Origin of the sequence: Haloflavibacter putidus, from assembly GCF_006546625.1 — a bacterium.
Taxonomy (GTDB): domain Bacteria; phylum Bacteroidota; class Bacteroidia; order Flavobacteriales; family Flavobacteriaceae; genus Mesonia; species Mesonia putida.
Window position 1 is genome coordinate 284,802 of record NZ_VIAR01000002.1, and the last position, 25,696, is coordinate 310,497.

General features: G+C 34.5%; 24 protein-coding genes. 9 read left to right on the plus strand and 15 right to left on the minus strand.

Annotated elements, in window-relative coordinates:
• On the minus strand, positions 1-885 hold the full coding sequence (locus FKR84_RS03405) for an SdiA-regulated domain-containing protein (RefSeq protein WP_141420788.1): 885 nt from the start codon (positions 883-885) through the stop codon (positions 1-3).
• Between the two features lie 4 nt (positions 886-889).
• Entirely contained in the window at positions 890-3,106 is a 2,217-nt protein-coding gene (locus tag FKR84_RS03410; RefSeq protein WP_141420789.1) for an FUSC family protein, read from the minus strand.
• A 316-nt stretch (positions 3,107-3,422) separates the two neighbouring features.
• Here FKR84_RS03410 and FKR84_RS03415 point away from each other — a divergent pair, with 316 nt between their 5' ends.
• On the plus strand, positions 3,423-4,700 hold the full coding sequence (locus tag FKR84_RS03415; protein ID WP_141420790.1) for a mechanosensitive ion channel family protein: 1,278 nt from the start codon (positions 3,423-3,425) through the stop codon (positions 4,698-4,700).
• Between the two features lie 122 nt (positions 4,701-4,822).
• On the plus strand, positions 4,823-5,446 hold the full coding sequence (locus FKR84_RS03420; protein WP_141420791.1) for a YqaA family protein: 624 nt from the start codon (positions 4,823-4,825) through the stop codon (positions 5,444-5,446).
• Positions 5,447-5,476: 30 nt separating this feature from the next.
• Here the strand turns inward: FKR84_RS03420 and FKR84_RS03425 are convergent, their stop codons facing one another.
• The 3 genes from FKR84_RS03425 to FKR84_RS03435 form a co-directional block, all read right to left on the minus strand.
• Complete coding sequence (locus FKR84_RS03425) at positions 5,477-8,128, minus strand: carboxypeptidase-like regulatory domain-containing protein (protein WP_141420792.1); 2,652 nt, start codon at positions 8,126-8,128, stop codon at positions 5,477-5,479.
• An 8-nt stretch (positions 8,129-8,136) separates the two neighbouring features.
• Positions 8,137-8,862, minus strand: a complete 726-nt coding sequence (locus FKR84_RS03430; protein ID WP_141420793.1) for a GLPGLI family protein — start codon at positions 8,860-8,862, stop codon at positions 8,137-8,139.
• A gap of 266 nt (positions 8,863-9,128) precedes the next feature.
• Complete coding sequence (locus FKR84_RS03435; RefSeq protein WP_141420794.1) at positions 9,129-10,628, minus strand: DEAD/DEAH box helicase; 1,500 nt, start codon at positions 10,626-10,628, stop codon at positions 9,129-9,131.
• Positions 10,629-10,893: 265 nt separating this feature from the next.
• Between FKR84_RS03435 and FKR84_RS03440 the strand changes: the two genes are divergently transcribed.
• Both FKR84_RS03440 and FKR84_RS03445 read left to right on the plus strand, forming a co-directional pair.
• Positions 10,894-11,292 (plus strand): hypothetical protein, encoded by a 399-nt coding sequence (locus FKR84_RS03440; RefSeq protein ID WP_141420795.1) that lies wholly within the window; start codon positions 10,894-10,896, stop codon positions 11,290-11,292.
• Between the two features lie 312 nt (positions 11,293-11,604).
• The gene (locus FKR84_RS03445; RefSeq protein WP_141420796.1) at positions 11,605-11,760 is read left to right on the plus strand and encodes a YqaE/Pmp3 family membrane protein; all 156 of its coding nucleotides are present in this window, start codon (positions 11,605-11,607) and stop codon (positions 11,758-11,760) included.
• Here FKR84_RS03445 and galE read toward each other — a convergent pair.
• Entirely contained in the window at positions 11,757-12,773 is a 1,017-nt protein-coding gene (gene galE, locus FKR84_RS03450; RefSeq protein ID WP_141420797.1) for a UDP-glucose 4-epimerase GalE, read from the minus strand. The genes FKR84_RS03445 and galE overlap by 4 nt on opposite strands.
• Positions 12,774-13,022: 249 nt before the next feature.
• Here galE and FKR84_RS03455 point away from each other — a divergent pair, with 249 nt between their 5' ends.
• A complete protein-coding gene (locus FKR84_RS03455; RefSeq protein ID WP_141420798.1) occupies positions 13,023-13,310 on the plus strand; it encodes a DUF3817 domain-containing protein in 288 nt (95 codons plus the stop codon).
• Between the two features lie 12 nt (positions 13,311-13,322).
• Here FKR84_RS03455 and FKR84_RS03460 read toward each other — a convergent pair whose 3' ends face one another.
• From FKR84_RS03460 to FKR84_RS03475, 4 genes are all read right to left on the minus strand, one after another.
• The gene (locus FKR84_RS03460; RefSeq protein WP_141420799.1) at positions 13,323-13,706 is read right to left on the minus strand and encodes an acyl-CoA thioesterase; all 384 of its coding nucleotides are present in this window, start codon (positions 13,704-13,706) and stop codon (positions 13,323-13,325) included.
• 62 nt (positions 13,707-13,768) lie between these two features.
• Positions 13,769-14,191: an NUDIX domain-containing protein gene (locus FKR84_RS03465; protein WP_141420800.1), complete on the minus strand. Its 423-nt coding sequence runs from the start codon at positions 14,189-14,191 to the stop codon at positions 13,769-13,771.
• Positions 14,188-15,057, minus strand: coding sequence for a DUF72 domain-containing protein (locus tag FKR84_RS03470; RefSeq protein ID WP_141420801.1), 870 nt, complete (start codon positions 15,055-15,057; stop codon positions 14,188-14,190). Before FKR84_RS03470 ends, FKR84_RS03465 begins: the two co-directional genes overlap by 4 nt.
• 2 nt (positions 15,058-15,059) lie before the next feature.
• Positions 15,060-17,117 carry an HD family phosphohydrolase gene (locus FKR84_RS03475; protein ID WP_141420802.1) on the minus strand — a complete coding sequence of 686 codons (2,058 nt, stop codon included), beginning with the start codon at positions 17,115-17,117 and terminating at the stop codon, positions 15,060-15,062.
• A gap of 114 nt (positions 17,118-17,231) precedes the next feature.
• Between FKR84_RS03475 and FKR84_RS03480 the strand changes: the two genes are divergently transcribed.
• The 3 genes from FKR84_RS03480 (at position 17,232) to FKR84_RS13305 (ending at position 19,449) form a co-directional block, all read left to right on the plus strand.
• Positions 17,232-18,410 carry an acetyl-CoA C-acyltransferase gene (locus FKR84_RS03480; protein WP_141420803.1) on the plus strand — a complete coding sequence of 393 codons (1,179 nt, stop codon included), beginning with the start codon at positions 17,232-17,234 and terminating at the stop codon, positions 18,408-18,410.
• A 19-nt stretch (positions 18,411-18,429) separates the two neighbouring features.
• Positions 18,430-19,182 (plus strand): C40 family peptidase, encoded by a 753-nt coding sequence (locus tag FKR84_RS03485; protein ID WP_141420804.1) that lies wholly within the window; start codon positions 18,430-18,432, stop codon positions 19,180-19,182.
• 111 nt (positions 19,183-19,293) lie between these two features.
• The gene (locus FKR84_RS13305; protein ID WP_233357649.1) at positions 19,294-19,449 is read left to right on the plus strand and encodes a hypothetical protein; all 156 of its coding nucleotides are present in this window, start codon (positions 19,294-19,296) and stop codon (positions 19,447-19,449) included.
• A 12-nt stretch (positions 19,450-19,461) separates the two neighbouring features.
• Here FKR84_RS13305 and FKR84_RS13310 read toward each other — a convergent pair whose 3' ends face one another.
• The 3 genes from FKR84_RS13310 to FKR84_RS03495 all read right to left on the minus strand — a co-directional run bounded on the left by FKR84_RS13310 (position 19,462) and on the right by FKR84_RS03495 (position 20,461).
• A complete protein-coding gene (locus tag FKR84_RS13310; protein ID WP_233357650.1) occupies positions 19,462-19,638 on the minus strand; it encodes a hypothetical protein in 177 nt (58 codons plus the stop codon).
• Between the two features lie 24 nt (positions 19,639-19,662).
• Positions 19,663-20,043: a PH domain-containing protein gene (locus tag FKR84_RS03490; RefSeq protein WP_141420805.1), complete on the minus strand. Its 381-nt coding sequence runs from the start codon at positions 20,041-20,043 to the stop codon at positions 19,663-19,665.
• Between the two features lie 97 nt (positions 20,044-20,140).
• On the minus strand, positions 20,141-20,461 hold the full coding sequence (locus FKR84_RS03495) for a hypothetical protein (RefSeq protein WP_141420806.1): 321 nt from the start codon (positions 20,459-20,461) through the stop codon (positions 20,141-20,143).
• 371 nt (positions 20,462-20,832) lie between these two features.
• Between FKR84_RS03495 and FKR84_RS03500 the strand changes: the two genes are divergently transcribed.
• Entirely contained in the window at positions 20,833-21,099 is a 267-nt protein-coding gene (locus FKR84_RS03500) for a DoxX family protein (RefSeq protein ID WP_141420807.1), read from the plus strand.
• A gap of 139 nt (positions 21,100-21,238) precedes the next feature.
• Here the strand turns inward: FKR84_RS03500 and FKR84_RS03505 are convergent, their stop codons facing one another.
• Positions 21,239-21,559, minus strand: a complete 321-nt coding sequence (locus FKR84_RS03505; protein WP_233357651.1) for a DoxX family protein — start codon at positions 21,557-21,559, stop codon at positions 21,239-21,241.
• Positions 21,560-21,801: 242 nt separating this feature from the next.
• A complete protein-coding gene (locus tag FKR84_RS03510; protein WP_141420808.1) occupies positions 21,802-25,662 on the minus strand; it encodes a tail fiber domain-containing protein in 3,861 nt (1,286 codons plus the stop codon).
• Between the last annotated feature and the right edge of the window lie 34 nt (positions 25,663-25,696).

The following is a 25,696-nucleotide window of genomic DNA, read 5'->3' on the forward strand; positions in this document are numbered from 1 at the left end:
TTATGGCGCGCTTACTGGCGAGCTACCAAAAACTACATGTAAAATATTGGCAGCGCTAAAACCACCTTCGTTAGCAATATATATTTTACCCTCGGGACTAAAAGTTAGGCCTTCTGGCTGGTTAAATACTTTTGGATCAAAAACGTAAAGCTGTTTTTCTTGCCAATTAGAATCTAAAATTAGCAATTTTGGTGTTTTGCCATCTAAAATATAAATATCTCCCGTTTTGGGATGTATGCCAATTTCGGAAGGTTTAAAAACTTTATCGGTATTAAAGTGGCGTAATTCTTTAAACAACGGATTGTTATAGGTTATTTTATAAACCGGTTCTTTTAAGAGTTTTTTCTGCTCAAGATCAAACTGTAAAATTTCTTTATAATCTTTATCTTTTTGCGGGTTTTCGTCTTTGTAAGCTAACAATAATCTATTAAATTTTTTATCGTAAGTAATTCCTTCAAAATCGTATTCGTCTGTTAAACCCAACTCATGTTTGGTAACCTGTGGTTCTTCTTTGGTAATGTCTTCTACTTCAAAAATATAGGCATCGCTTCTTAAAACATAGGCTTTGTTACCAACCATTGCTATACCTTCATAATCGCCATTTTCTGCAAATTTTATTTCTCTATCTATATTTTTTGTAATTAAATTGTAAATAAAAATACTTCCTTTTTCATCTTGTATAGCGGCCATAGAGGTTTTATCTAAATAAGCAATACCGGAAACTTCGTGCAAGGTATCGCTCATCTCCCATTTGTTTACCACATTTACTTCGGAAGGGTTTACGTGATTTATTTCATATTTGCTACGAAATAAGAAATAAACAGCTGTCACAAATAGCAAAATACCCATAGTAACATAAAACGGTAAACTTTTAAAATAGCTCATATTCTTATTTTATTTTTTTTAAATTTAAAGAAACTTTGTACAACCACTGCAATTGCTCTGTTATTAGCTGTACTTCCTGCATGCTGTTTTCTAAACTGTCGCTAATTTGATTTTTGCCCAGTTGCAGTTCTTCAAAGCGTAAGGTGTCTAAGCGGCGTTTTTCTTGGTTAATATATTGCTTTATTTCTTTTATTTCCAGTTCGGGTTCGGGAATTTTATTATCCTTATTTTTTAAATTATTAATACTACGCTTTAAATTGCCCTTAATCGTTTCGGCGTAAGCCTTAAAATAAACCGATGCGCCACCTGTAGGATGTGTGCGAATAAAAGTTCCTAAACTGGCCAAAGACGCTAAAAAAGTATGGTTATAAGAAGTGTATTGGTACAACCTATTATACGATTTTTGTTTTGATTTTGGCTCTTGCGCCATTCTTTGAAAGGCGGCGTTTAAATTACCCATAGCCAGAAAAGCTTGTTTTCTTCTTAGCTTTAACTTAGATAAATCGTCGTTTTTTGAAATATATAATTCTGTAATACTTTGAAAGTAATCTAAATTTGCTTCTAAGGAGGCAATTACGCTTTTATTCATTTCTTTATACTCCCAATTTGGCCATAAGAAAAAGCTGCCGCCAAACGCCAAACCAGCCCCCAAAACCGTATCTAAAACGCGATATTGAATAACATCAAAAGCATTAGGGCGCAACAAAGCATAAATCATCACCACGTTTATTGTAATAAATGCGGCGGCGCCAACATAATTTTTTTGAAACATAGAAAATGCCAAAATGAGCGAAATTATACCTAAAATAGCGTAAACATTATTGTTTTGCACCAATAATATTATACTAATTGCCACTGCCCCTCCAATTAAAGTTCCTAAAATTCTTTTGAACGTGCGTTGTTTGGTTAAACCGTAACTGGGACGCATTATTACCACAATAGTAAGTAAAATCCAATAGGTGTTAGGTAATTGAAAAAAAGTACCAACAAAAAAACCAATTAATAATAAAACAGATATGCGCAAAGCATGTCTAAATATATTGGATTTAAAACTTATATTCTCCCATAAAATTTTGGGGTTATAATCTGTTGGGGTTAAGAACTTTTTTATGTCTTTGCTTCTAAAGCCTACAAGATCTCCTTGTTTTATATTGGTTAAAACACGCTCTATAGATTGTATTTTTTGGCGTTGTTTTTTTTCAAAATCCAGTACATTTTTTAAAAGCAATAAGGTAGACTGTGATAGATTTTGTTGTTGATAAGATTGCGTTATGAATTTTTCTATTGTGTTAATAGAGTCTATGGCAAGATTAGAAGTTTCTAATCTTTTACCATCTATAAAAACTTCCGAAATATGGCTAAGCTCCTTGCTCATTGCTAAAACTAAGCTAACGTATTCTTTTATAATTTCGGGATTGTGATTGGTTAGCGCATCTACTTTTTTAAAGTTTACCGGATGCGCAATGGCAAGTTCTAAAATATCTACCAAATCTATAAAAATAAGCAGTCGGCGTCTGGTATAATTAGAGCTTCCGGATCTTTTTCTAGAGCTAAGCAAATGTTCGCGTAAGCTTTCGTGTAAATCATTTATTTTGGTATGTAAATCAGTTTGTTTTTTTTGTAAATCTGCCCGGGTATTTTTGTAACGCAATAAATCTGCACGTAATTCTAAAAAATCTGCTGTTAATTTGGCCGTTTCTCCAAGATCTAATTCTAACTGTTTGGTTGGCCGCAACCAGATAAAAAATGTACTGATAAGCATATACCAAATGCCACCAATACCCATAAAAAAAACATGAAGGTAAACCGATGCCTCACCAAGATTAGCATAACTTAACACCAAAGCCAAAAGCCCAGATAATGCTACCAATGAAGCTCTAAATCCATAAACAGAAAGCATAGAAATGCTCATACTTGCTATAAAAAAAAGAAGTAAATTGAGTACAAGAAAATCTTTGGTTAAATTCAATACCAAAGTTGTAAACATTATTAAACTAATAGCAAGTAGCATCCCATTAAAACGATGTTTTACATTACCTTGCACATCGTTTGGTGCGGTTAATAAAACGCCTAAAACGCTACCAAAACCCAAGGCCATATTATCGGTGTAAACTGCCAACATAACGGGTATTACCGCCGCTAAAGCCATTACAAAAGATTTATATAAATCTGTGCTTTTTAGATACCTTAGAAAAAGAGTTTTACTGAAATTTAACGTCATTAACTTGTTTTTACACAGCAAAGATATTTAAACTATTTAGGGCTGCTTGATAATTAAGAATAGTTTAAATTTATTTTTAATAGCAGCTAGAAATGCTTCCGGAAAGCACAGAAAAAATCTTAAAAACTATTTTAAATTTCGGTTAGTATTAAGGCCGTGTTTTGTCTTTTCGTTTTCACGAAATCGTATCTTACAAGAAGCGATAAAGTTTCTTCTCAAGGTATTTTGAGCAAGATTATTTCCGTAAAGGCATTAAATAAAGTCTAATTGTATAAAAATCTAAAAGGATTGCTATTTTTGTGCTAAATTTTTTATTATGGAAGGAAGCGAACTTACCACTATTTTTTACGATTGGTTTTTAGGTTTTGGTTGGAAAAGCGAAAATGCCAAAATAGCAAATTTATTGCTGAACATTACCGCTTTAGCCCTATTGAGCTATTTGTTAAACTACGTTTTACGCAAAATTTTAAAAAGCTTTCTTTTTCGTATTGCCAGACGTACGGCCACAAAATTTGACGATTATCTTTTTAAAAATAACGTACTGTCGCATTTCTCTAATTTGCTTACTTTAATTTTAGTGCATTGGATAGTTCCTGAAATTTTAACCGGTTTTTCGTACCTCAAAGAAGAGGCCGTTATTTTAATACAAATAGGTATTATAGTCGTTATTATATTACTTATTCGCAGCCTTTTACTTACCGTTAGAGATTATTTAAAAACCTTAAACAGTTTTAAAGACAAACCTATAGAAAGCTATATTCAAGTCTTTATGATATTTACTTGGTTTGTAGGTTTTATTTTACTTTTTTCTGTTATAACAGGAGAATCTGTCGTGTATTTTCTTACTGCTTTAGGAGCAGTTTCTGCGGTAATTTTACTTATTTTTAAAGACACCATTCTTGGTTTTGTAGCTAGTATACAAGTGGCGGTAAACGATACCGTACGCATTGGCGATTGGATTACCATGAATAAATACGGCGCCGATGGCGATGTGATAGAAATAAATCTTTCTTCTGTAAAAGTTAGAAATTTTGATAAAACTATCACCACTATTCCTACCTATTACTTAATTTCAGATTCTTTTAAAAACTGGCGCGGAATGAGCGCATCTGGCGGAAGAAGAATTAAACGTGCGGTAATTGTAAAAACCAGCAGTATTCATTTTCTTACCGAACAAAAAATAAAAGAATTAAAGAAAATAGGCCTCATAAAAGACTATTTAACCAACAAAGAACAAGAAATTGAAAAATTTAATCAGGACAATAAAATAGATAGATCTTTACCTATAAACGGCAGGAATCTTACCAATTTTGGCGTTTTTAGAGAGTATCTTAATACGTACTTACAAAAACATCCTAAAATTAATCAGGAAATGACGGTTATGTGCAGGCAGTTAGAGCAAACCCCACAAGGCATTCCGTTAGAAATTTATGCTTTTAGTAAAGATAAAGTTTGGCGCAATTATGAAAATATAATGGGCGATATTTTTGACCATCTTTTAGCGGCGACCCCCTACTTTGATCTAGAGATTTTTGAATTACCTACGGCTAAAGATTTTAACCGTATAAGCCTTAACCATAGCAAAATAGAATAGTTTACTTAGAGCTTATGTTTATAGCTGTTTTTTAAGGAGAATTAAAATTTAAAATCTCTAACAAATTATTAACCCTAAAAATTTGCATAAGCTGCAAAAGCCCTTACTTTTGCACTTTTAAAATGGGAAAGAAAAACAACAAACCTAATAAAAAACCACGGTGGAAACTTCTTCACCAATACTACTCGTACACAGGGTTTTATTCTTTTGTGGGAAAAAGTTTGCTTAAAGCTGCTATTCCCATCGCAATTTTTGTAGCCGCTCTTATTGGGGTACATTTCTTTGTGATGGATATCAACACCATGTTAACCTATATAACAGATAATTTCCCTGCTATTGGGGTTTTTGCTGTTTTCTTTGCATCCGAATCTATTCTAGGTTTAATACCACCAGAAATATTTATTGCTTGGTCCGGCAAGTCTGCTTCGCCAAAATTGTTTTTAGCTATTTTGGCTTTTCTATCGTACTTTGGCGGGATTATCTCCTATTTTATTGGTCGTGGTATTGCTGCTATTCCTGCTGTTTTTGTATATCTGGAAGTAAAAATGGCCAAGCATATAAAAAATATGCGAAAATGGGGTGGCTTCCTAATTGTAGTAGGAGCGCTTTTACCGGTTCCTTTTGCGGTATCTAGTATTGCAGCAGGAATTATCAAGTTCTCGTTTAGAAGTTATCTGCTTTTTGGTTTACTACGTTTTCTACGCTTTTTACTTTACGGAATAGCAATTTTTGGAGCGTTGAATTAAATTTCCAGTTATTGCAGAAACACCTCAAATTTATAAATTATAACCTATACTAAATAATAAGATTCTTGGTAAAATATAGGTTTTGGAATCTGCGATAACATACGAAGTAAAGATGTTTTGGTTTTTAAACCGAGTATCAAATAAGTTTTGTGCTTCTATTTTGAAACTCCAAGCACTACTTTCTTTTTGATAAAACAACGAAGTGTTGGCAATCTCATAATTGTTTTTTTGACCTAAGGTTTTATTTTTATAAGTGTAAGAAGTAAAATCTGCCGAAAAGATAAACCCATCTAAAAAATCATAATCTAAATTGATATAAGGTTTGGTGGTCATAAACTTAGTTGTATTATCACTAAGCTTAAAATTACCAAAACTTTGTTTCCAACCTATCTCTATAATTGGTAAATTGTCATAAATTGTTTTTGCCGAAAAACTATAACTAGTATTGATGTTTTTATTTTTAAATTGGTCATCATTACTAAATTGTAAATAGCTTGTATTATTATAGCGCAATCCGGTTTGAAAATCAATTTTTTTAACTTTTTTACTTGCTCTTGCGTTAATACCCCAATTTTCTGAAGAGTTATCAACAAATAATAATGATGCAACTTGGTTGATACCATCATAATTCACTTTATCTGCAATTCCTTTTATTTGTTTTGAATAATTTGCAACAGCATAAATTCCAACACCGCGATATCCCTTTGATTTTGTATAGCGTAGTTTAAAATCGTGTTTTAGTGTATTTTCTAAATTTGCACTTCCTTTAAAAATACTATTATAACGCTGTAGGTAAAATCTATTTGCAAATTGTGAAGCATTGGTAAAAGAAGATTTTAACTCGTAATCAAATCGTAAGCTTTTACGGCGGTCAAATTCAGCTTTAGCCGTTAAATTTGGTAAAACAACTAATTTGTTTTCTTTCTCTGTCAATGTCTGGTTCGGGTTCCAATGATAAAAATGTAAGAAAGCACCCTGATCAAAAGTAAAAATACCGGTTTTAAATTTATAAAATATTCCTGCAAAAGCATCATTTAATCTAAATTGAAAATCGTTATTAAAACCCACTCCCGCAAAATTATTTATACTTCCGTCTTCTAATTCTTGAACATCCTCTGTAATAAAACCTTGGTTAATATTAAAATTACCCAAAGTTGAGTAAATATGGTTATTTCTATTTATTATCCAATAATGTTTAAAAATAGCTTTAAACTGATTTTTTGTAGTCTCTTTAAATTGTTTTATGCTTATCGTGGGTTCATCTATAATTGGTATAAGACCAGATAAGAAATCATCATTGGTTTTCCATATATTTCTAGGCGTTAAATTATTATAAGTATAATCAACTACTGCAGAAAAAGAATGCTCTCTAGATTCTTTTCTATGCCATTCTACTGTTTGGTTAAAAAAAGTTTGCTTTCCACTACTATTATTTAAAAAAGAATTGGAAAGACTATCAACTATAGAATTAATACTATTGTTATAATCATCATTTGCTCTTTTAAATTTAGACTTAAAATGCCACTGGTCTGTATAATTGGGTAGATACTTTCCATTTATACTTGCAATTGCTAGTGCATTCCTGGTATTTGTGGCTATCGTACTTTCTTCCGTAAAGGTATTGTATCTATTGATAGATTCTATAAGCGTACTTTCTTTGGTTTTTGAAAAAATACCGTAGCCCGTTATATCTAATTCTTTATTTACTTGTTGCGTAAAGTTAATTGCAGCAAATTTACGATCACTTTTGATAACATCTTCTTTTTCTAAAAAGTCGGCAAAATCATCATAGCTGTTCTCAAAGTGGGTGTTACCTTTCTCAAATATTGAATTAATGCCTTTTTGAAAATTATAATATTGCTCATAGGTAAATACACGGTCTCTTATATTATTTAAATTCCCAATTACATTTAAAGTAGTTTTTGGACTGTAATAAAATAAGTTGGTGTGTGCATTGTAAAATTCGTTATTGCCCAAACCAGCTACAATATCACCAAAGACGAAGTCTTTTTTATCGTCTTGCAGTTTTATGTCCATTGCCATATCTTCACTTTCTTGAAAGTCTTTAAGCATTGCTATTTCGTTATAATTATCTAAAACGACTACTTGTTTTACCGCATCGGCAGGAATATTATCTACAGCTAATTTAGTATCACCATCAAAAAACTTTTTGTTTTCTACCAGCATTGTTGTTACCTTTTTACCGTTAACTTTTATATCACCATCTTTACTTACTTCAACGCCAGGTAGCTTTTTTAATATGTCCTTAAGTTTTCGTTCTTCCCCACTAGTAATTTTATTAACATTATAAATAATTGTGTCTTTTTTAATAATCACTGGCATTTCTAATACTACTTCGTCTAAACTTTCTGCTTTTTCCTGTAATATTATATTTTTGGTTTGGTCTGATTTTAAGTTAATTTCAAAGGTTTTTTTTGCATAACCCATATAATTAACCGTAACGGTGTAAGGAATAGCTTTTAAAGCTAAATCATAATTGCCATTTTGATTGGTAATAGAGAATTTAACTTCTTGTAAAGTGTCTTTTGGATGGGCCAACAGATTTGCAGATGCAAGAGGTTTACCAAGACTATCTGTTACCTTACCGCTTAAAATTTTTTGCGAAAAAGATGTAAAACTTAAAAAAAGAAAAAATATGAAAATTAACTTACCCTCACGCATATAAAAAATTAATTTTTGTTACGGTCTTTCATCATTTCGGCAATTCTATCATTTCTCTCCTCTAGTGTAATCACCTTATCCCCTTCTTCAACTGTTTTTATTTTTAATTTGTTTTTATCTGGATTCAAGTTTATTTTGCTAACCGTAATGGTGTATTCTTTTCGTTCTACTTCCAAAACTAAACCCGGTAAACCACTATAATTTTTGGGACCAAATTTTACTGTAATTCCCGGTGCAAACCAAGCTGTGACTTCCCTATCGTAAAAATGACCTTGACGACTATATAAGGTTTCGGTAGCAGTGGCTTTTAAACACTCTATTTTTCCTATTTTTTTATTTTCATTAGTGATTTTCCAGTTCAATGGCTCGTAAGAAACAAAATTAAAAATTCGGCTATCTTCAATAATATTACCAGATTGTGTATTGGTGTAAAACGGACTATTACCTGCTTTACTTCCCATACTATACGATTTTTCTTTTTTTAATGATTCATCTTTGAAGTAATAGGATCTATTTTTATTAAAATGTAATTCGTAATAATCTGGTTCTGCATTTTGATAAAGATCTATCACTTGCTGTTTGACACTCATACTAACATCTTCGTCATTTTTTACATCTTGTATAAAATCTTTTTTATGCTGAAGATTAATTTGAGCTGTGTAATAGATAATACCACTTTGGCAGTAGGAAATAAAAGTGCTGCAAATGAATAGTAAAGAAATAATGATTTTCATATTTTCAATTTTAATTAACTAAGAAAATAGTTGAGCTAACTTAATAAAGAAATGTCAATGTACACAGTTACAAAACTACCTTAACAGTTTTTTAACTTTTATTTTAGATCATAGTTTCTAATTAAATTCATTTTCTTTTTATTCTAACTTTTCATAAAAAAAATAAAAGTTTTTTTTATGGGTAAGTAACCTGTAGAAAACATTTAAACAAAAGACTCCCAATATGTGTAAAACAATTGGGAGTCTTTACGCTTCAAATTAGAAATTTAATCCCTAAACATCTCATTAATCTGACTTCGCAGTTTACGTGTATAATCGTCAAACAACCAATCTCTGTAATTTTTGGTGTTGTTTATAATACAACGCGAATAGCGTTTTATACGGTCTTTAATATCATCGTTTAATTCGCGGGCCAGAATTCTGGCATCAAAAACATCTTCGCTGTTTTCATAACACATTTGGGCGTGTTGTTGAATAGATTTTTCTAAAACTGCTTTTGATTTTTCGCCGTTATCTACAGATTTTTTATACTCTTCTTTTACGTTAAAATCAATATTTTCAGAATTGCTGAATAGTTCCCGGGTTTCGTCTGGCATTACGTATTTAAACTCCCGCTCTATTTCTTCGTCACTGGTAATGTTTTCTAAGAAATAATCTGGGTTTTTAAAGATAAGTTGCCAATCTACCGGCGCATCCCACATACCAAAACGTGCAGCATTGTTTCCTAAATCTATTACGTTAAACGTATCTTTGTTTTTTAACTTTCTACTTCCCCTACCAATCATTTGGTAATATAAGGTAAGCGATTTTGTAGCGCGGTTTAAAATTATGTTTTCTACACTGGGTTCATCAAAACCGGTAGTTAAAATACTTACCGAAGTTAAAATAGCATCCGGCTTTTCTCTAAACCATCTTAAAATAGCTTTCCGCTCTTTTTTACTATGGGTATTATCTAAATGTTTTATTTCGTAACCTGCATCCCTAAAGGTTTGGTAAACATACCAAGAGGTATTAATCCCGTTGTTAAAAATTAAGGTTTTCTTCCCTTTACAACGTTCTTCATAGGCTTGAATTAATTTATCTTGCATAGCCATATTGGTATACAAATCTTCAGAAGATTTTACCGTATAATCGCCATTTATACCAACTTGCAGCGTTCCTAAACCAACGTCGTAACTAAAGGTATTGGCTCGTGCTAAAAATCCTTTTTGAATAAGCGATGGTATAGAGTCTCCCACAATCAATTCTCCATAATTATCCTTCATAGGAAGTTTTATGTTAGAACTAAGCGGGGTTGCGGTAACGCCAAGAATAAAAGATTTCTCAAAGTATTTAAACAATTTGGTAAACGAATTGTAATGCGCTTCGTCAATAATAACCAAGCCAACGTTAGAAACCTCTAATTTTTCGTCGTTTAGCCTATTGTTTAAAGTTTCTACCATTGCCACAAAACATTGGTATTCGTCTTGGTCCGGCAATTCTTTTACCTTACTGTTTATTATTTTATTGCGCACCCCAAAGCCTTTAAGCATCTTAGAAGTTTGTTTGCACAACTCTATACGGTGGGTTAAAATTACCACCTTTTTGTTGGTTTGCTCGATGTAGCGTCTTACTATTTCAGAAAAAACTACTGTTTTTCCGCCCCCGGTAGGCAACTGGTACAATAAGTTATAATCGTCCGGGGCTTCATTGAGATAATGAAAAATCTTTTGTAAATCTTTTTCTTGGTAATCGTATAACTCTTTTTCAACAACTTTTTCAGCCATAAATTTTGTCTCCTTCGTCTCTTTTTTGAATTTTAAAATCCTGCAAAATTAAGCAGTTTTATAGGTTTTCTGAAATTATTTGGGCTTTATTCCTAAATATAAAATCAATCTACTTAGGTCCAGCTATTTAAAATAGCTCAAGTATCTATTAAAACCAAGCCTTTACCAATAATTACCTAAATCTTGCAAGCTTTTTAAAAATTGTAGGGTGTATGAAAAATTCTTCTCTTATTTTTGTAACTCTTAATGCAAAAAACAAACCATTTTGAATAATCCGAAAGCCCAAAAATTAATTAAAAAAATCCTAGACGATATAGATCACGTCGGGATTATTACCAACACTTTAGTAGACGATCTAAAAAAACTACGTCCGTACGCTGTAGAAGAAAAGCGGCCGGTTATTGCTAAGGCCATTAGACTTACTTTCGAGCACGTAGAAGCCTACGATAGTTTTTATATTCCTATTCCGGAAGATGACCCAATTGAGGAAGAAGATTTGGAAGAAGATGTAGAAATAGATACAGAAATAGAAACTACCACTTCTACCCCAGAAGAAAGTTTAAGTTATTTATTGTCTTTAATTAAAGACAGCGACAACCGATTAAACATTGAAGAAATACGTGAATTTAATGCGGCTCTAATAGAATACGCAGAAGAAAACTAATCGGTTTTTTTAAAAAAAAGGTGTTTTTGCAGAAACTAGTGTAAGGTTTCTCAAAAACACTTTTTTATTTGTAGTATTTAAACTTCTTTATAATATTATTTAACACTATTTTTCTTTACGGAATTAATTTACCATCTCAGTAAAATTCCGCCGAAAGGCTTCTTATAGTTATCGCTACGCAGAAGATTCAAATATAAACAGCCAAAGTTTTTAAAAACGTAAAACACACATCAAAAGCGTAAAAGCGTTTTAATTTTGTTAAATAGTTACGAAGCCTATAAGTAATTTTTATTTTTACAAAAAAATAAAAACATGTCTATACTAACTATTATCCTTAGTGTTATCTTACCACCGCTCGCTGTTTTTTTAGAAAAAGGTTTGGGTAAAGATTTTTTAATCAATTTGATTCTTAGTCTAATTTTTTGGGTGCCAGGTGTTATTCACGCTTTATATGTAAATAGTCGCTAATATTCTTGCTTTTGCTGCCACGTCCACGCACTTTTTAAAGCGTCTTCTAAGCTATACTCGGCTTTCCATTGCAATTCTGTATTGGCTTTTAGCGTATCTGCATAAGCGGCAACCACATCGCCTTCTCTTCTTCCTACAATTTTATAAGGTAATTTTTGATTGGTTGCTTTTTCAAAGGTTTGTATAACTTCTAAAACCGAGTTGCCTTTGCCGGTACCTAAATTAAAAATTTCGTAAGCAGCTTTATTGTTGTTTTCTAGAAGTCGTTGTAACGCAATTACATGAGCGTTGGCCAAATCTACCACGTGAATATAATCTCGAATGCAAGTGCCGTCTTCTGTATTATAATCATCACCAAAAACAGATAATTCTTCTCTTTTGCCGACTGCAGTTTGCGTGATAAAAGGTACAAGATTTTGTGGCACGCCAATTGGCAATTCTCCAATTTTAGCACTTGGGTGTGCGCCAATTGGGTTAAAATAACGTAAGCAAATTGCTTTAAACGTTGTTTCGCTTTTTATGAAGTCTTGTATAATTTCTTCGCCTATTTGCTTGGTGTTTCCGTAAGGAGATTCTGCCGGTTTTTTTGGTGCTTTTTCTGTAATGGGTAAGCTATCTGCTTGGCCATAAACCGTACAAGAGGAACTAAAGATAAAATTTTCTATATTTCTACGGCGCATTTCTTGCAGCAAATGCACTAATGTATTTATATTGTTTTCGTAATAAAGCAATGGTTTTTCTACACTCTCTCCTACTGCTTTAGAAGCGGCAAAATGAATTATACCTGCAATATCCGGATTTTCTTCAAAAAAATCTGATATTTCATATTTATCGCGCAAATCCAGTTTATAGAACTTTGGAGATTTGTCGGTTATGCTGGTAATTCCCTGCAAAACAGAAATACTGGAATTAGATAAATTATCTATAATTATTACTTCAAAACCTTCTTCTAAAAGACTTACCACCGTATGCGAACCAATAAAACCAAGTCCGCCGGTTACCAAAATTTTCATCTATTTGATTTTTACTTCAAATCTACTAAAGTTTTCTAATTATTAAGAAACCCTTTTTGTAAATATTAACAGCTTAAAGTAAGGAATTTAATTCTTGTTTTCCGCTTAAAGCGAATACAACAATCGAGAAGAATTCTTCTAATTGCTCCATAACTCGAACCCAATAAGCGTTTTTTAACTTGTTTTAAGGTTATTACATTTTTATTCTGCTAAGATTTTTTTAATAAGTATCTTTGCCAAAAATTGAAAATGGATAAATCGGTTAAAATTTTTAAAGCTGTTAGCACTTTAGAAGCTATCTCGTTTTTGGTATTATTACTTATAGCAATGCCATTAAAATACGCTTTTGACCAACCCGAAATGGTAAGAATTGTTGGTATGGCTCACGGCGTTTTGTTTGTACTATACGTTTTTGGCGCTTATTGGATGTACGAAAAGCTAAGTTGGACATTCAAAATGCTAGCAATTAGTGTTTTTTGTTCTGTACTACCTTTAGGGCCATTTTATATAGAACGAAAATATTTGCCAAAATCTTAATATTTAGATTTTTTACAGACGATCTTTAACAAACTCCTTTTGGGTTTTACCGTGAGGCGTGGGTTTGCCGTTTTTATCTAAATTTACCATTATTATTTTGTCTACCGTAAGTATAGTTTCGCGCGTCATCATATTGCGTACTTGACAGGTTAAAGTTATCGAGCTTTCTCCAAATTTAACCACATCCATTCCTATCTCTACAATATCTCCTTGTCCCGCAGATGCTGTAAAACTAATCTCACTCATATAAGCGGTTACCGTTTTGCGGTTTTCTAATTGCACCACGGTATAAAGAGCCGCTTCTTCGTCTATCCAAGCTAATAATTTACCGCCAAACAAAGTGCCATTAGGATTCAAATCTCCGGGTTTAACCCATTTTCTTGTATGAAACTTCATAATTTTTTATTTTAAGATATGCTTATTTTCTTTACGGAAGTTACTCTTCTTATAAAGAAAATTTATAATGTAATTGCCAACTTTTTTATGGCATCTTCTATAATTTTGGCGTGATCAAAAGCTAGATTTTCCTTTAAAGGTAATTCTACCCAATGTGCTTCTGCAGCATCGTCTGCACCTTTTGGTTTTGGTTTATCTTCCAATAATCCACCAAAAGCAACAGATAAAGTTCTACCACGCGGATCGCGTTCTATAGCATCGTAAATACCAATTTGGGTAAGGTTTGCAGCTTCTATACCGGTTTCTTCTTTTAATTCGCGCAAGCAAGCTTGGTGTAAAAGTTCTTTTTCTTCTACAAAACCTCCCGGCAAAGCCCATTGATTTTTAAAGGGATTGTTGCCTCTTTTTATCAGTAAAATAAAAACCTGCTCTTGCCCTTTCGTAAAAATAACAGCATCTGTAGTTATAGCAATTTTTTGTTTCATAATAAGGTTTTTGGTAATTTTAAATCTAAGTTTAAAGCTTCGTTTAATTTTTCCGTAAAGTAAGCGCTAAGCAAAGGAGATTCTTTTTCGACATTTTGGTGTACGAAAAAATATAAGTTTTTAAGACCTTCTTTTTCCCATTTTTTTATGCGCTCTATCCAATCGTCTAAACGCGAATAATCTGTTGGGTGGTTGGCACCATTATAACGAATAAAAGCCGTTGGGGTAGTTAGCCGCATATGCAACAAATCTCGACGCCCGGCGCTATCTGTTATTATACTAGCAATATTATATTCTTGTAAAATATTGTTGAGCCGGTTACTTATTTCTTGATCTGTGTGCCAATCTGTATGGCGTAATTCTATGGCTAACGGAATTTGTTTTGGCCAGGCTTCAAAAAACAACGGTAAGCGGTCTATATGTTTTGGGTTGAAGTTTTCTGGCATTTGTAAAAAAACCATTCCTAATTTTTCCCTTAACGGAAGTAAATTAGCGGTAAAATCTGTTACAAGATCGTCTGCATTTACCAAGCGTTTGGTATGACTTATTAAACGCGGTACTTTGGGGAAGAATTTAAAACCCTCTGCTGCTTTTTCGTACCAATTAATAAATTGCTCTTCCGGAAACATTCGGTAAAAAGAAGCGTTGAGCTCTATGCTGTTAAATTGTGTGGAATAATAACTCAACTCGTCTCTGGTACCACGCGGATAGAAATTTTTTAAATCTTTTCTGTTCCATTTTGCACAACCCACATAAACTTCTTGTAAGCCTTCTTTATGTTGCTCAAAAACCTGCTTGGTTTGCTGGTGATCTTTAGGTAGGTTAAAGTCTACATCTTCGGGGTTTTCTACTTTTCCAAATTTCATAATTACTCGGGATATTCAATTCGTAAATGGTAAATATTCTTCAACTTTCGTTTTAAAACCTTTTTAATTACTTGTATTTCCTTAAAGGTAATATCGGCGTTTAAAAATTGCCCCTCCTCCATTTGTTTGTTGATTATTTTTTCTACAAACTCGTCTATAATTTGGGCATTGGGTTCTTTTAAACTTTTGCTGGCCGCCTCTACACTATCGCTCATCATTAAAATAGCGGTTTCCTGACTAAAGGGTTCGGGACCGGGATATTGAAACCTACTTTTGTCTACTTCTTTTCCGGTTTCTTCTGCTATTTCTTGTTGTTTTTTATAAAAATAATAAACAATACTGGTTCCATGATGGGTTCTAATAAAATCTATAATCCTGTCGGGAAGATTGTTCTTTTTGGCTATTTCTATTCCGTGAATAACGTGGTTGATAATAATTTCTGCGCTTTCTCGCGGTTCTAATTCGTCATGCGGATTTACAGAAGTGGTTTGATTTTCCGTAAAGTAAGTAGGATTAGACATTTTGCCAATATCGTGGTACAAAGCTCCAACCCTTACCAACATAGCATTTGCACCAATTTCGTTGGCGGCGGCTTCGGCAAGATTGGCTACGTTTAAACTATGGTGAAAAGTACCCGGAGCCGTATTGGATAACTCTTTTAGCAATTTATTATTAGTGTCTGAAAGTTCTAAAAGTGACATATCTGAAACCAAACCAAAAACTTTTTCATAGGCGTAGATAAGCGGTTGCACGAATAACAAAGCCACACCACCTAGTAGAAACATTATAAAGGTTTCGTAGTTAATATCATTCATATTACCTTCTTGAATAATGGTAAAAGAGAAATAGGCAAAAATGTAAACAGCCGTTATTTGTCCTACAGAAATAAATAAATTAGCACGTTTGTAAAGTTCAGAAATCGTTAAGATAGTAACAATACCGGCTATGATTTGCAAAAACATATATTCGTAACTATTAGGCACAATAAAACCTAAGATAAGTACTGTAATGACGTGCGTAAATAAGCCTAAACGTGAGTCAAAAAAAGCTTTTAAGGTTAGCGGTAAAATACATAATGGTACTACATATACATAACTTACATTTAGGCGCATAACCGCGGTGGTGAGTAAAACCGCTAATAAAACATTAAAAAACACAAAAGTAACTTTGGTATTATTATCAAATATAAGCGGACGGTATTGTTTGATAAACAAAAACAACATTAGCAAGGCTAAGGAAACCAGTAAAACATAACCAACTACCACTACATAATAGCTGTTAGCCGTCCATACTTTAGACTCGTATTCAGATTTAAGAGATTTTAAAATACTCAGTTTATTGCCTTCTACAACTTCTCCTTTTGCTATTATTTTGGTACCCTGACTAACGCTGCCGCGCGTATAGGAAATTGCATCTAATTTAGATTGTAAATCTTTTTGCGTTAGGGCTTCATTAAGTTTTACATTGGGTTCTATAATCTCAAAAAACAATTCTTTTATAGAACGCTCAAAATCTTTTAACTTAGCTTCTTCTACTCTATTTTCTATAAAGTCTCCTAACTCGTCTTGTTTTATAATGTTCTTGTAAACTACTTCTTCTACCTCGTTTCCCTTTTTAAGGTAAACATAACGGTCTTCGTCAAACGGATTGATCTCTAACAGAACGCCGTTCTTATAAATATCTTCTAACATAATATCTATAAAACCGATAATTGCCTTATTGTTTTTTTGTAAAATACTGTCGTTAAAAACCGCACGAATTTGAGAAGATAAACCCTTTTCTATACTTTGCGGAATACTTTTATTATAATTATAATAAGGCGTATGGCTTTTTCTTATTTCGCTCTTTTCTTCCTCTATTTCTTCTTTAGATTTTAGAATGGCAAAATCAAAAGGCGCATAAAGATTTTCATACTGCCAGGGTTTTCCTTTAGAAATATCGTACTTAAATTTACTTCCTTTAGGAAACATATAAACAATAACCACCGTGGTTAAAATATATAACAACACTTTGTATATAAGTGCTTGGTTTTTGTAAATCTCGTTGATAAACTTATTCATATATAAAACTTGACTATCTCAAATGTACTAAAAAATATAAGTATTTATAGGTAGGTTCGTATGTTCTTTATAATTTGATTAAATTCGCAAAACTAGTAACTAAAATTTTGTACAATGAGTAAAGAAGTTGTAATTGTAAGCGCTGCAAGAACTCCTATAGGGAGCTTTTTAGGAAGTTTATCTTCTATAGCTGCCCCAAAATTAGGAGCCATTGCCATAAAAGGCGCTTTAGATAAAATAAACCTACAAGCAAATCAAGTTCAAGAAGTATTAATGGGTAACGTGGTGCAAGCCGGCGTTGGGCAAGCTCCCGCACGCCAGGCCGCATTAGAAGCCGGTATTCCGGAAAGCGTACCTTGTACTACTATTAATAAAGTTTGCGCCAGCGGGATGAAAGCCGTAATGCAAGGCGCGCAAGCCATTGCTTTAGGAGATGCAAATATTATTGTAGCGGGCGGAATGGAAAATATGAGTATGATACCGCATTACGTGCAGATGCGCAATGGCAAAAAATTTGGTCCGGCAACTATGGAAGATGGTTTGCAAAAAGACGGCTTGGTAGATGCCTACGACAATAATGCTATGGGAGTTTGTGCAGACTTATGCGCAAAAGAATATGAATTTTCTAGAGAAGACCAAGACGAGTTTGCTTTAGAATCGTATAAACGCTCTAAAGAAGCTTGGGAAAAAGGTAATTTTAAAGACGAAGTTGTTCCTGTAGAAGTACCACAACGAAGAGGAGAACCAAAAATCTTTGCGGAAGACGAAGAATACAAAAACATTAAAATGGAAAAAGTAGGTTCTTTACGCCCCGCATTTAGTAAAGAAGGTACTGTAACTGCAGCCAATGCCTCTACCATTAATGATGGCGCCGGCGCGGTAGTTTTAATGAGCAAAGAAAAAGCAGAAGAATTAGGGCTTAAACCTTTGGCAACCATAAAATCTTATGCAGATGCTGCACAAGAACCAAAATGGTTTACCACGGCTCCTTCTAAAGCTTTGCCAAAAGCTATAAATAAAGCAGGAATAAGCTTAGATGACGTAGATTATTTTGAGTTTAATGAAGCCTTTTCTGTTGTTGGTTTGGCAAATATTAAAATCTTAGGTTTAGACGATAAAAAAGTAAACGTAAACGGCGGCGCTGTTTCTTTAGGTCACCCATTGGGTTGCTCTGGCGTACGCATTTTAATTACTTTAATGAATGTCTTAAAACAAAACAACGCCAAAGTTGGTGCTGCAGCTATTTGTAATGGCGGTGGCGGCGCATCTGCAATGGTTATAGAAAGAAGCTAATTTTATTTTTTGGATATAAATGCAATACGGAATTTGTAACCTCAATATTGTGCCGGTTCGATTAGAAGCCGCAGACGCAAGCGAAATGGTAACCCAACTTTTATATGGTGATCATTTTAAAGTTTTGGAAAAACGAAAAAATTGGAGCAAAATCCGTATTGCTTTTGATGCTTACGAAGGTTGGATAGACAACAAGCAATATCTAGATATAGAAGAAAACACCTATCAACAACTGCAAGAACAACCCGGCAATTATGTGTCTGATTTGGTAGAGTTTGCCATAAGCAACACGAACTCGCTTTTACCGGTTTGCTTGGGTGCAAATATAGCTGCTGCAAAATTATTAGAAAACAATTACGATGGCCGAAGTCTTACCGGTGTAAAAAACAGGACGAGTATTTTAGAAACCGCTATGCTCTATATGAATGCACCTTACCTTTGGGGCGGAAAATCTCCTTTTGGAATAGATTGCAGCGGACTAACACAAATGGTTTATAAATTAAACGGCTATTCTTTATTCAGAGACGCTTCGCAACAAGCTAAACAAGGAGAAGCACTTAGTTTTATTGAAGAAAGTGCCGCCGGAGATTTGGCTTTTTTTGATAATAATGAAGGAGAAATTATTCACGTAGGTATTATTATGCCCGATAATTATATTGTACACGCCCACGGCAAAGTACGAATAGACAGACTGGACCACAGCGGTATTTTTAATAGCGATACCAAACGCTATACCCATAATTTACGCGTTATCAAAAAAATTATAGATTAGTAGTTATACGATTTCTTAGTTTTTTCTTTACCGAAAACATTTGTTAAAGAAAACAAAATACATCTTTAGAAATAACGGGCTTTGCCTAACTTTCTATTTTAAAGATTTATTATGGAACCTAAAGACACGAATGAGAAGCAACCGGTAGGCGATAAAAAAACGCGCGAGAAATTTCAACAAGACACTAATGAAGATAATCAGTATGTGGAAAATCCGCCTGAAAAAAATCTTTGGGAGAAATTTGTAGATTTTTTGGCCGGTAAGTAAAAGAATTGCAACCTATTTCTTCGCTTTTAGTTTATTCCGTAAAGAAATAATACATAAAATACCACCAAGTAAAACCGCAGAGTAAGCTTTATAATTATTCTCTACACTAAAGTTGTCAAAGTCTAAATAGGTAATACCAAAGGCTAAGAACAAGATGCCAAAAAAAGCTATAGGCTTATCGCTTTTCATTTTTTTTATTTTAAAAAGTACCAGTTAATTTAATATTTTATCGGCTAGGAATTTTTGCACCGCGTAAACATCTATGCTTTTATTAAATTTCTTACTCACAGAAGGATTAGCTTCGCTGGAAACCCAAATTTTCAATTCTGCATCCAAATCAAATGTGCCGGCGGTTTCTAAAGAAAACCTAGAAATGCTTTTATAAGGCAAACTTTTATATTCTTGCTTACTGCCGGTAAAACCTTGTACGTCTATTAAAATTAATCGTTTATCCGTAAAGATAAACGTGTCGCGTAAAAGTTTAAAACCTACTTCAATAACTTCTCCGCTAACTAAAAGCTTTGCATATTTTTCAGTTAGTTTTTCGGAAGAAACTTCTCCTGCATTGCCCATTAATTTATTGAGTATTCCCATTTTTAGTACTGTTTTATTAAGCACAAGATACTTTTTTATTTATAAATTATTTCTCTTACCTATAAAAAACACCAAATATTTCAAATTATAAGCAATTTTATAAGATTTTACCTTTCCCTAAAATATCGCCAAAATCATGGTAAAGAGGTTTAAATTGTAAAAAACTGTTGATATAGCTTTTACCAAAACTCCCTACTTTAAAAGCTTTTATTTCTCCAGCTTTAAGCTCTAACTTTAATTTTTGTGATTGTAAAAAATAGCCGCCCTTTGCCTCTATTATGTAATTACCTGGTGGTAGTTGCCATCGTTTGCTGCTGTTGTTCGCAATACTGCCAACACGTTTATTGTTTATAAAAATATGAAAATCAAAAAACGCATTTATAATTTCGTTTTCGCGCTTAATTACTAAACCTCCCATTCTGTAAAATATAAAATTGGTAACTTACTTTTAAAATTATTGATCTTTGCCAAATAATGATTTACAATTTCTTCAATTTATTGCTTTTTACCAAGCTCTCTAAGTATCAAGTTCACTTCGTTAACCAAGGCAGTATTTAAACCAATCCGAAGCCTTGCTTATAATATTCTGCCTTAGTGCTATAAATTTTCTCATGTTGCTTGTTCTCCTGATAATATAGAATTTGTGGATTATCGTAAATAACCGTAACTACCTTTTTAAGAAAAGTCATTGCCGCATAAAGATTGGTTCCTGTCACTACTTTAAAAACGCTAAGTTTAATCTTAGCAATTTTTTTATATTTTGCAATTACTTGTTTCAGCGAAACTTTTATGAAAAACGAACATGAGCGATACAACCTAGCCAATCAAAGAAAATTGGTTGGTGTTTTGCAAATTCTGGGTGCCCTAGGTGTTATAATAAGTTTCTTTTTTAGTCAACCTCTACTCTGTCTTTCCAGCGCCGGTCTCGAACTTTTAATGCTGGCAGGTTTTGTGGTGCGCTTAAAAATTAAAGACAGTTTTTTACAATCTTTACCATCCTTTTTTTATGCAGTGCTTAGTTTCTATGTTTGTTATGCCGCTTTAATCGATCTTTAGTTAGATTTAATTGTCTATGTCTTAATAATTATATTGTTTTATAAGGTGTAAGATACTTTCACGATAAATTATAAGCAAGATGATTAGTATACTTTTTAAGCAAGCTTCGGAATATTTAAGCATTACCTAAAATATAAAATTAGCCTACAATCTGTGGTAAAAATGCTATAGCTGCGCACATTATCAAGAATAGAAAAGCAGGAAAAGATTTATATAGCGGATCGCTTATTTTAATATGCATCGCAATAGATCCAAGCAGTAAAATTCCCAATCCAATAGCTGAAGGCATTACTAAAGCCGGAACCCAAATACCAATTATGAGCCCTATTGCCAACACACATTTTAGAAAGCCCACTAAATAGCACATCCATACCGGAAGTCCATAGACTTTAAATTCTTCAATAATAGTATCAGCGTTTCCTCCGCGCCATTTGGTTGGTTTTTTTTCTGAATTAACCAAAAAGCGCTACAATTACCTGCAAGCCAATAATTAAAATATCCATATCAATTTTGTTTAAGTTTTAATAAATTTAATCAAACAAAATAAGATTAGGTTTAATTTTATGTTAATTATAAAATCCTAATTAGTGGAATGTACATTCCGTAAAGAATGGCGAACTGTGCAACCAATTGAATAAAATAAAGCCCACCGGATGAATGGACTTTATTTTTTTACTTAGTAATAAACATAGATTAATAAACCTATCTTTTCACATATTTTTTATCCCGATTTCTTCGCTCGATTAAGGCTTCTATTTTAGATAAACGTTCTTCCATCTTGCCTTTGGCTTTATGAAGATTATCTACCTTAGCCTCTAAAAACATCTCTTGTTGTTTCATTTCCTTTTTTAGTTTAGCGATTTTATTTTTTAAAGAATCATTTTCCCTTCCCAATTGTTGAATGGCAATCATCATTACGCCATCAATGTCGGCACTTGCGATAGTGGTATCGTTCCCGATGGTTCCAATACCATCCTCACCAAAATATTTATGAAAATCTTGTGCCATTGGTCCCCAGTGACGGTATTTCTTTTTGTCTTGGCCAATATAATTCCAACTGCCCAGCGGCATTTTTTTAATGCTCTCGATAAAATAATTTCCCTTTGCAAGTTTTATGTTTTCCTTTTTGTTCTTGTCGGAAATGGTGCTCCACGAGTTATCGCCATGTTGCATATAGATACCTATATCTGCTAAACCATCGGTATATAAATAGTATCCATTGTCAAACCTGGCATAAAATCTATTGGCGGTTACCCTAGTGTCTATAGTGCCATAACTTCTATTGTGATCTGCCAAATACATAGCCCCTTCTTGTGTAACGTTAACGTACGAACCTATTACCGTGGAGTAATCTCCGGTTGCTTTACTACTTCTTCCCATTGCAGTAGATGCAGAGCCTGAGGCTACTGTACCATACCCCATCGCGGTGGAAAAATCGCCGGAGGCTACTGTAACAGTCCCCATTGCGGTGGAGCGAATACCCGACGCAACTGTACCGTACCCCATTGCGGCGGAGCTATTGCCCGAGGCTTGGGTAGAATTCCCCATTGCGGTGGAGTTATTGCCCGAGGCTACATTAAAACTCCCCATTGCGGTGGATATATTGCCCGAGGCTTGTGTATAATCTCCCATTGCGGTAGAACCATATCCCGAGGCTGTTGTTAAAAGTCCCATTGCGGTGGAATGATTGCCCAAGGCTTGTGCATAATATCCCATTGCGGTGGAGCTATAGCCCGAAGCTTTTGTCTTGTGCCCCATTGCGGTCGCAGCTGTATCTATAGCTTCTGTTTTCCAACCCATTGCAGTGGACCTATTTCCCAAAGCTTTTGTCTCGTATCCCATTGCGGTTGAGTAATCGCCCGAGGCTTTTGTATAACTACCCATAGCGGTGGACTGAGGGCCTAGAGCCCTTGTATTGTTCCCTATTGCGGTTGAGATATAGCCCTCTGCCTTTGTATAATTACCCATTGCGGTGGAGAATAAATTCGAGGCTATTGTATTAGACCCCATTGCGGTAGAGGCAGCACCCGATGCCTCCGTATAAGATCCAAAAGCTACACTTCTGGGACCTACATTGTCCAAATCCCAACTGTCATCTTCAATTTTTCCAACGCGAAAGGCTCCATCCATAGATGGTAGAAACATCATTTTATATTCCCATCCGGAATTATGATTGATTTGATTAGTATTCACCAAAAATGCTTTTCCAAAATCCGTGGTTTCGGTATAGCTTATTTTATCGGCATCGGCTGTAAAAACACCTCCATTATCATCTAAATATTGTTTTGTAATTAAAGCCTGTTGTTCACTGTCAATTAAAGTGTTGGTTAATTCCGGGGCAGTCACCAATCCTGATTTCATGACCATAAAACCGTCAACTCTATTGTTTGTAGCGTCTCCAATTCCTACGGTAAACTGCCTGTCTGTATCATCAAATGAATCTATATCTGCAGGTGTATATTCTGTATTGTAAGTTCCTACAACGGTTTCGGCAAAGGATAATGCTTTTGTATTTTGTCCCATAGCAGTGGAGCCCCACCCAGATGCTTCCGCAAATTTTCCCGTTGCTGTCGAATACCAACCAGAGGCTTTTGTATGATATCCTAGTGCGGTGGAGTATAAGCCAGTAGCTTTTGATACAACCCCCGCGGCAAAAGAGTTTTTACCAGAAGCTTCAGTATTGCTTCCAAATGCCACACTTGAATTTCCAATATTGCTCAAGTTCCAATTTTCATTAGAAATTCTTCCAACTCGTAAAGCACCTTCTTTTGAAGGAACAAACATCAACTTATTCTTAATATCTGTGCTACCAGTCGGATAATCAATCTCATCGGTATTTACTAAAAAATCTTTATCAAAATCAGAAATATTAGTATAGTTAATTTTATCGGCATCGGCTTCAAAAAAAGCATCAGCACCAGCGGTTGGGTCTGTAGGGGTCCAATTGGCATTGGTATCGTCCCATTGCAGGATTTGGCCGTCGGTGGCGCCATTTTGGGCAAGGCCTAACTCGTTACCTGTTGTTCCATCCCCTGTTAATGTTGCATCGGTTTCAGCTACTTGGCTTCCCCAGTTGTCGCCGCTTCCGCCGGTTATATTGTCTGGGGTCCAATTGGTGCCGTTAAACGTAAGCACTTGGCCATTGGTGGCGCCCATCGCGTTTATTTTTTCTGCAGTAATTGCTGCATCGTTTATTTTTGTTGTGGTGATAGCATTATCGGCTATTTTTGCTTCGGTTACAGATGCATCTTGTAACTCACTGGTTTCTATATCGGTGCCTAAATCTGCAGAGATCTCGTCTGAACCGGAAATAGAAATTCCATTGCCTGCAGTATAAATTGTTCCGGCAGAACCGGTTTCGTCTGTATCGGGAACCCAATTGGTACCGTCAAATTTTAATACCTGCCCATTGGTAGCACCCATAGCATCTATCTTTTCTGAAGTTATTCCGCCATCAGCAACGCCTAACGGATTAGCAGTTGTTCCGTCTCCGTTTAAGGTCGCATCTGCTTCAACAGTTTGTGTGCCCCAATCGTCACCAGAACCTCCGGTTGCGGTTTCATCGTTGGCCGGTCCCCATGTTGTACCGTTCCATTTTAAAACCTGACCGTTGGTGGCGCCTTGTGGGGCAAGGTCTAAAGGATTGGCTGATGTCCCGTCCCCAATCAATCTATTGGTGATTTCGGTGGTCTGACTTCCCCAGTTATCGCCGCTGCCGCCGGTTATATTATCTGGCACCCAATTGGTTCCATTCCATTTTAAAAATTGGCCATTTGTTGCGCCCATATCGTCTATTTTTACAGACGTTACTGCATTGTCGGCAATTTTTGCTTCGGTTACAACCGCATCTTCTAATTCGTTGGTTTGAATTTGAGTACCCAAAACAGCAGAAATTTCATCTGCTCCAGAGATGTTAATTCCGTTTCCTGCGGTATAAATAGTTCCAGTTGAACCGCCATCATCGTTTCCTGGCAACCAGTTAGTACCATCATATTTTAAAACCTGTCCGCTGGTGGCTCCCATATCATCTATTTTTACAGAAGTTACGGCGCCATCTTCTAGTTTTAGTGAATTTATAGTATTGTTGGCAATTTGAGGATTGGGATAAGTACCGGTTAAATCTCCGCCCGCATTACCGGTGGGACTGCCACCACCTCCGCCGCCGCTTCCGCTACTTGCGGAATACATAGCGTAAGGAACGCTTAAAAGTTCTGTAATACCTAAAGTAGCATAAGAACTACCACCATTTGGATCTATTTGTACTTTAATGAATTTGTTGCCTGTGCTCCAATCTACGCTGTTCATTGCGCCAGAAACAGTGGTGCCCCCTCCTATAGCGAGATTATACAAACCAAAATTGTTGGTGGTAACCGTATGGGTTTCTACATAAACCGCAGTGCCGCCATTCATAATACTGATTTTTAAACCAAGGTTTTGGTTGGCCATTGCATCGCCATTTGTGCTCCTGGCAATACCTTGGTAGTTAAATTTTTCTGGCATTTGTGCATGCAAATTAAGACTTATAAATATCGTACTAACGAATAAGAATATAATTTTTTTCATGGTGGTGTGTTTTTGGTAGGTTTTGTTTTAAAAA

Coding starts and splice junctions, on each gene's coding strand:
- FKR84_RS03490 (WP_141420805.1), bottom strand. CDS start 20,043: ATGGGAATACTCAATAAATTAATGGGCAATGCAGGAGAAGTTTCTTCC.
- FKR84_RS03500 (WP_141420807.1), top strand. CDS start 20,833: ATGAAAAACGAACATGAGCGATACAACCTAGCCAATCAAAGAAAATTG.
- FKR84_RS03470 (WP_141420801.1), bottom strand. CDS start 15,057: ATGAAATTTGGAAAAGTAGAAAACCCCGAAGATGTAGACTTTAACCTA.
- FKR84_RS03405 (WP_141420788.1), bottom strand. CDS start 885: ATGAGCTATTTTAAAAGTTTACCGTTTTATGTTACTATGGGTATTTTG.
- FKR84_RS03495 (WP_141420806.1), bottom strand. CDS start 20,461: ATGGGAGGTTTAGTAATTAAGCGCGAAAACGAAATTATAAATGCGTTT.
- FKR84_RS03510 (WP_141420808.1), bottom strand. CDS start 25,662: ATGAAAAAAATTATATTCTTATTCGTTAGTACGATATTTATAAGTCTT.
- FKR84_RS03425 (WP_141420792.1), bottom strand. CDS start 8,128: ATGCGTGAGGGTAAGTTAATTTTCATATTTTTTCTTTTTTTAAGTTTT.
- FKR84_RS03455 (WP_141420798.1), top strand. CDS start 13,023: ATGGATAAATCGGTTAAAATTTTTAAAGCTGTTAGCACTTTAGAAGCT.
- FKR84_RS03430 (WP_141420793.1), bottom strand. CDS start 8,862: ATGAAAATCATTATTTCTTTACTATTCATTTGCAGCACTTTTATTTCC.
- FKR84_RS03410 (WP_141420789.1), bottom strand. CDS start 3,106: ATGACGTTAAATTTCAGTAAAACTCTTTTTCTAAGGTATCTAAAAAGC.
- FKR84_RS13310 (WP_233357650.1), bottom strand. CDS start 19,638: ATGAAAAGCGATAAGCCTATAGCTTTTTTTGGCATCTTGTTCTTAGCC.
- FKR84_RS03460 (WP_141420799.1), bottom strand. CDS start 13,706: ATGAAGTTTCATACAAGAAAATGGGTTAAACCCGGAGATTTGAATCCT.
- FKR84_RS03445 (WP_141420796.1), top strand. CDS start 11,605: ATGTCTATACTAACTATTATCCTTAGTGTTATCTTACCACCGCTCGCT.
- FKR84_RS03485 (WP_141420804.1), top strand. CDS start 18,430: ATGCAATACGGAATTTGTAACCTCAATATTGTGCCGGTTCGATTAGAA.
- FKR84_RS03480 (WP_141420803.1), top strand. CDS start 17,232: ATGAGTAAAGAAGTTGTAATTGTAAGCGCTGCAAGAACTCCTATAGGG.
- FKR84_RS13305 (WP_233357649.1), top strand. CDS start 19,294: ATGGAACCTAAAGACACGAATGAGAAGCAACCGGTAGGCGATAAAAAA.
- FKR84_RS03420 (WP_141420791.1), top strand. CDS start 4,823: ATGGGAAAGAAAAACAACAAACCTAATAAAAAACCACGGTGGAAACTT.
- FKR84_RS03465 (WP_141420800.1), bottom strand. CDS start 14,191: ATGAAACAAAAAATTGCTATAACTACAGATGCTGTTATTTTTACGAAA.
- galE (WP_141420797.1), bottom strand. CDS start 12,773: ATGAAAATTTTGGTAACCGGCGGACTTGGTTTTATTGGTTCGCATACG.
- FKR84_RS03475 (WP_141420802.1), bottom strand. CDS start 17,117: ATGAATAAGTTTATCAACGAGATTTACAAAAACCAAGCACTTATATAC.
- FKR84_RS03415 (WP_141420790.1), top strand. CDS start 3,423: ATGGAAGGAAGCGAACTTACCACTATTTTTTACGATTGGTTTTTAGGT.
- FKR84_RS03435 (WP_141420794.1), bottom strand. CDS start 10,628: ATGGCTGAAAAAGTTGTTGAAAAAGAGTTATACGATTACCAAGAAAAA.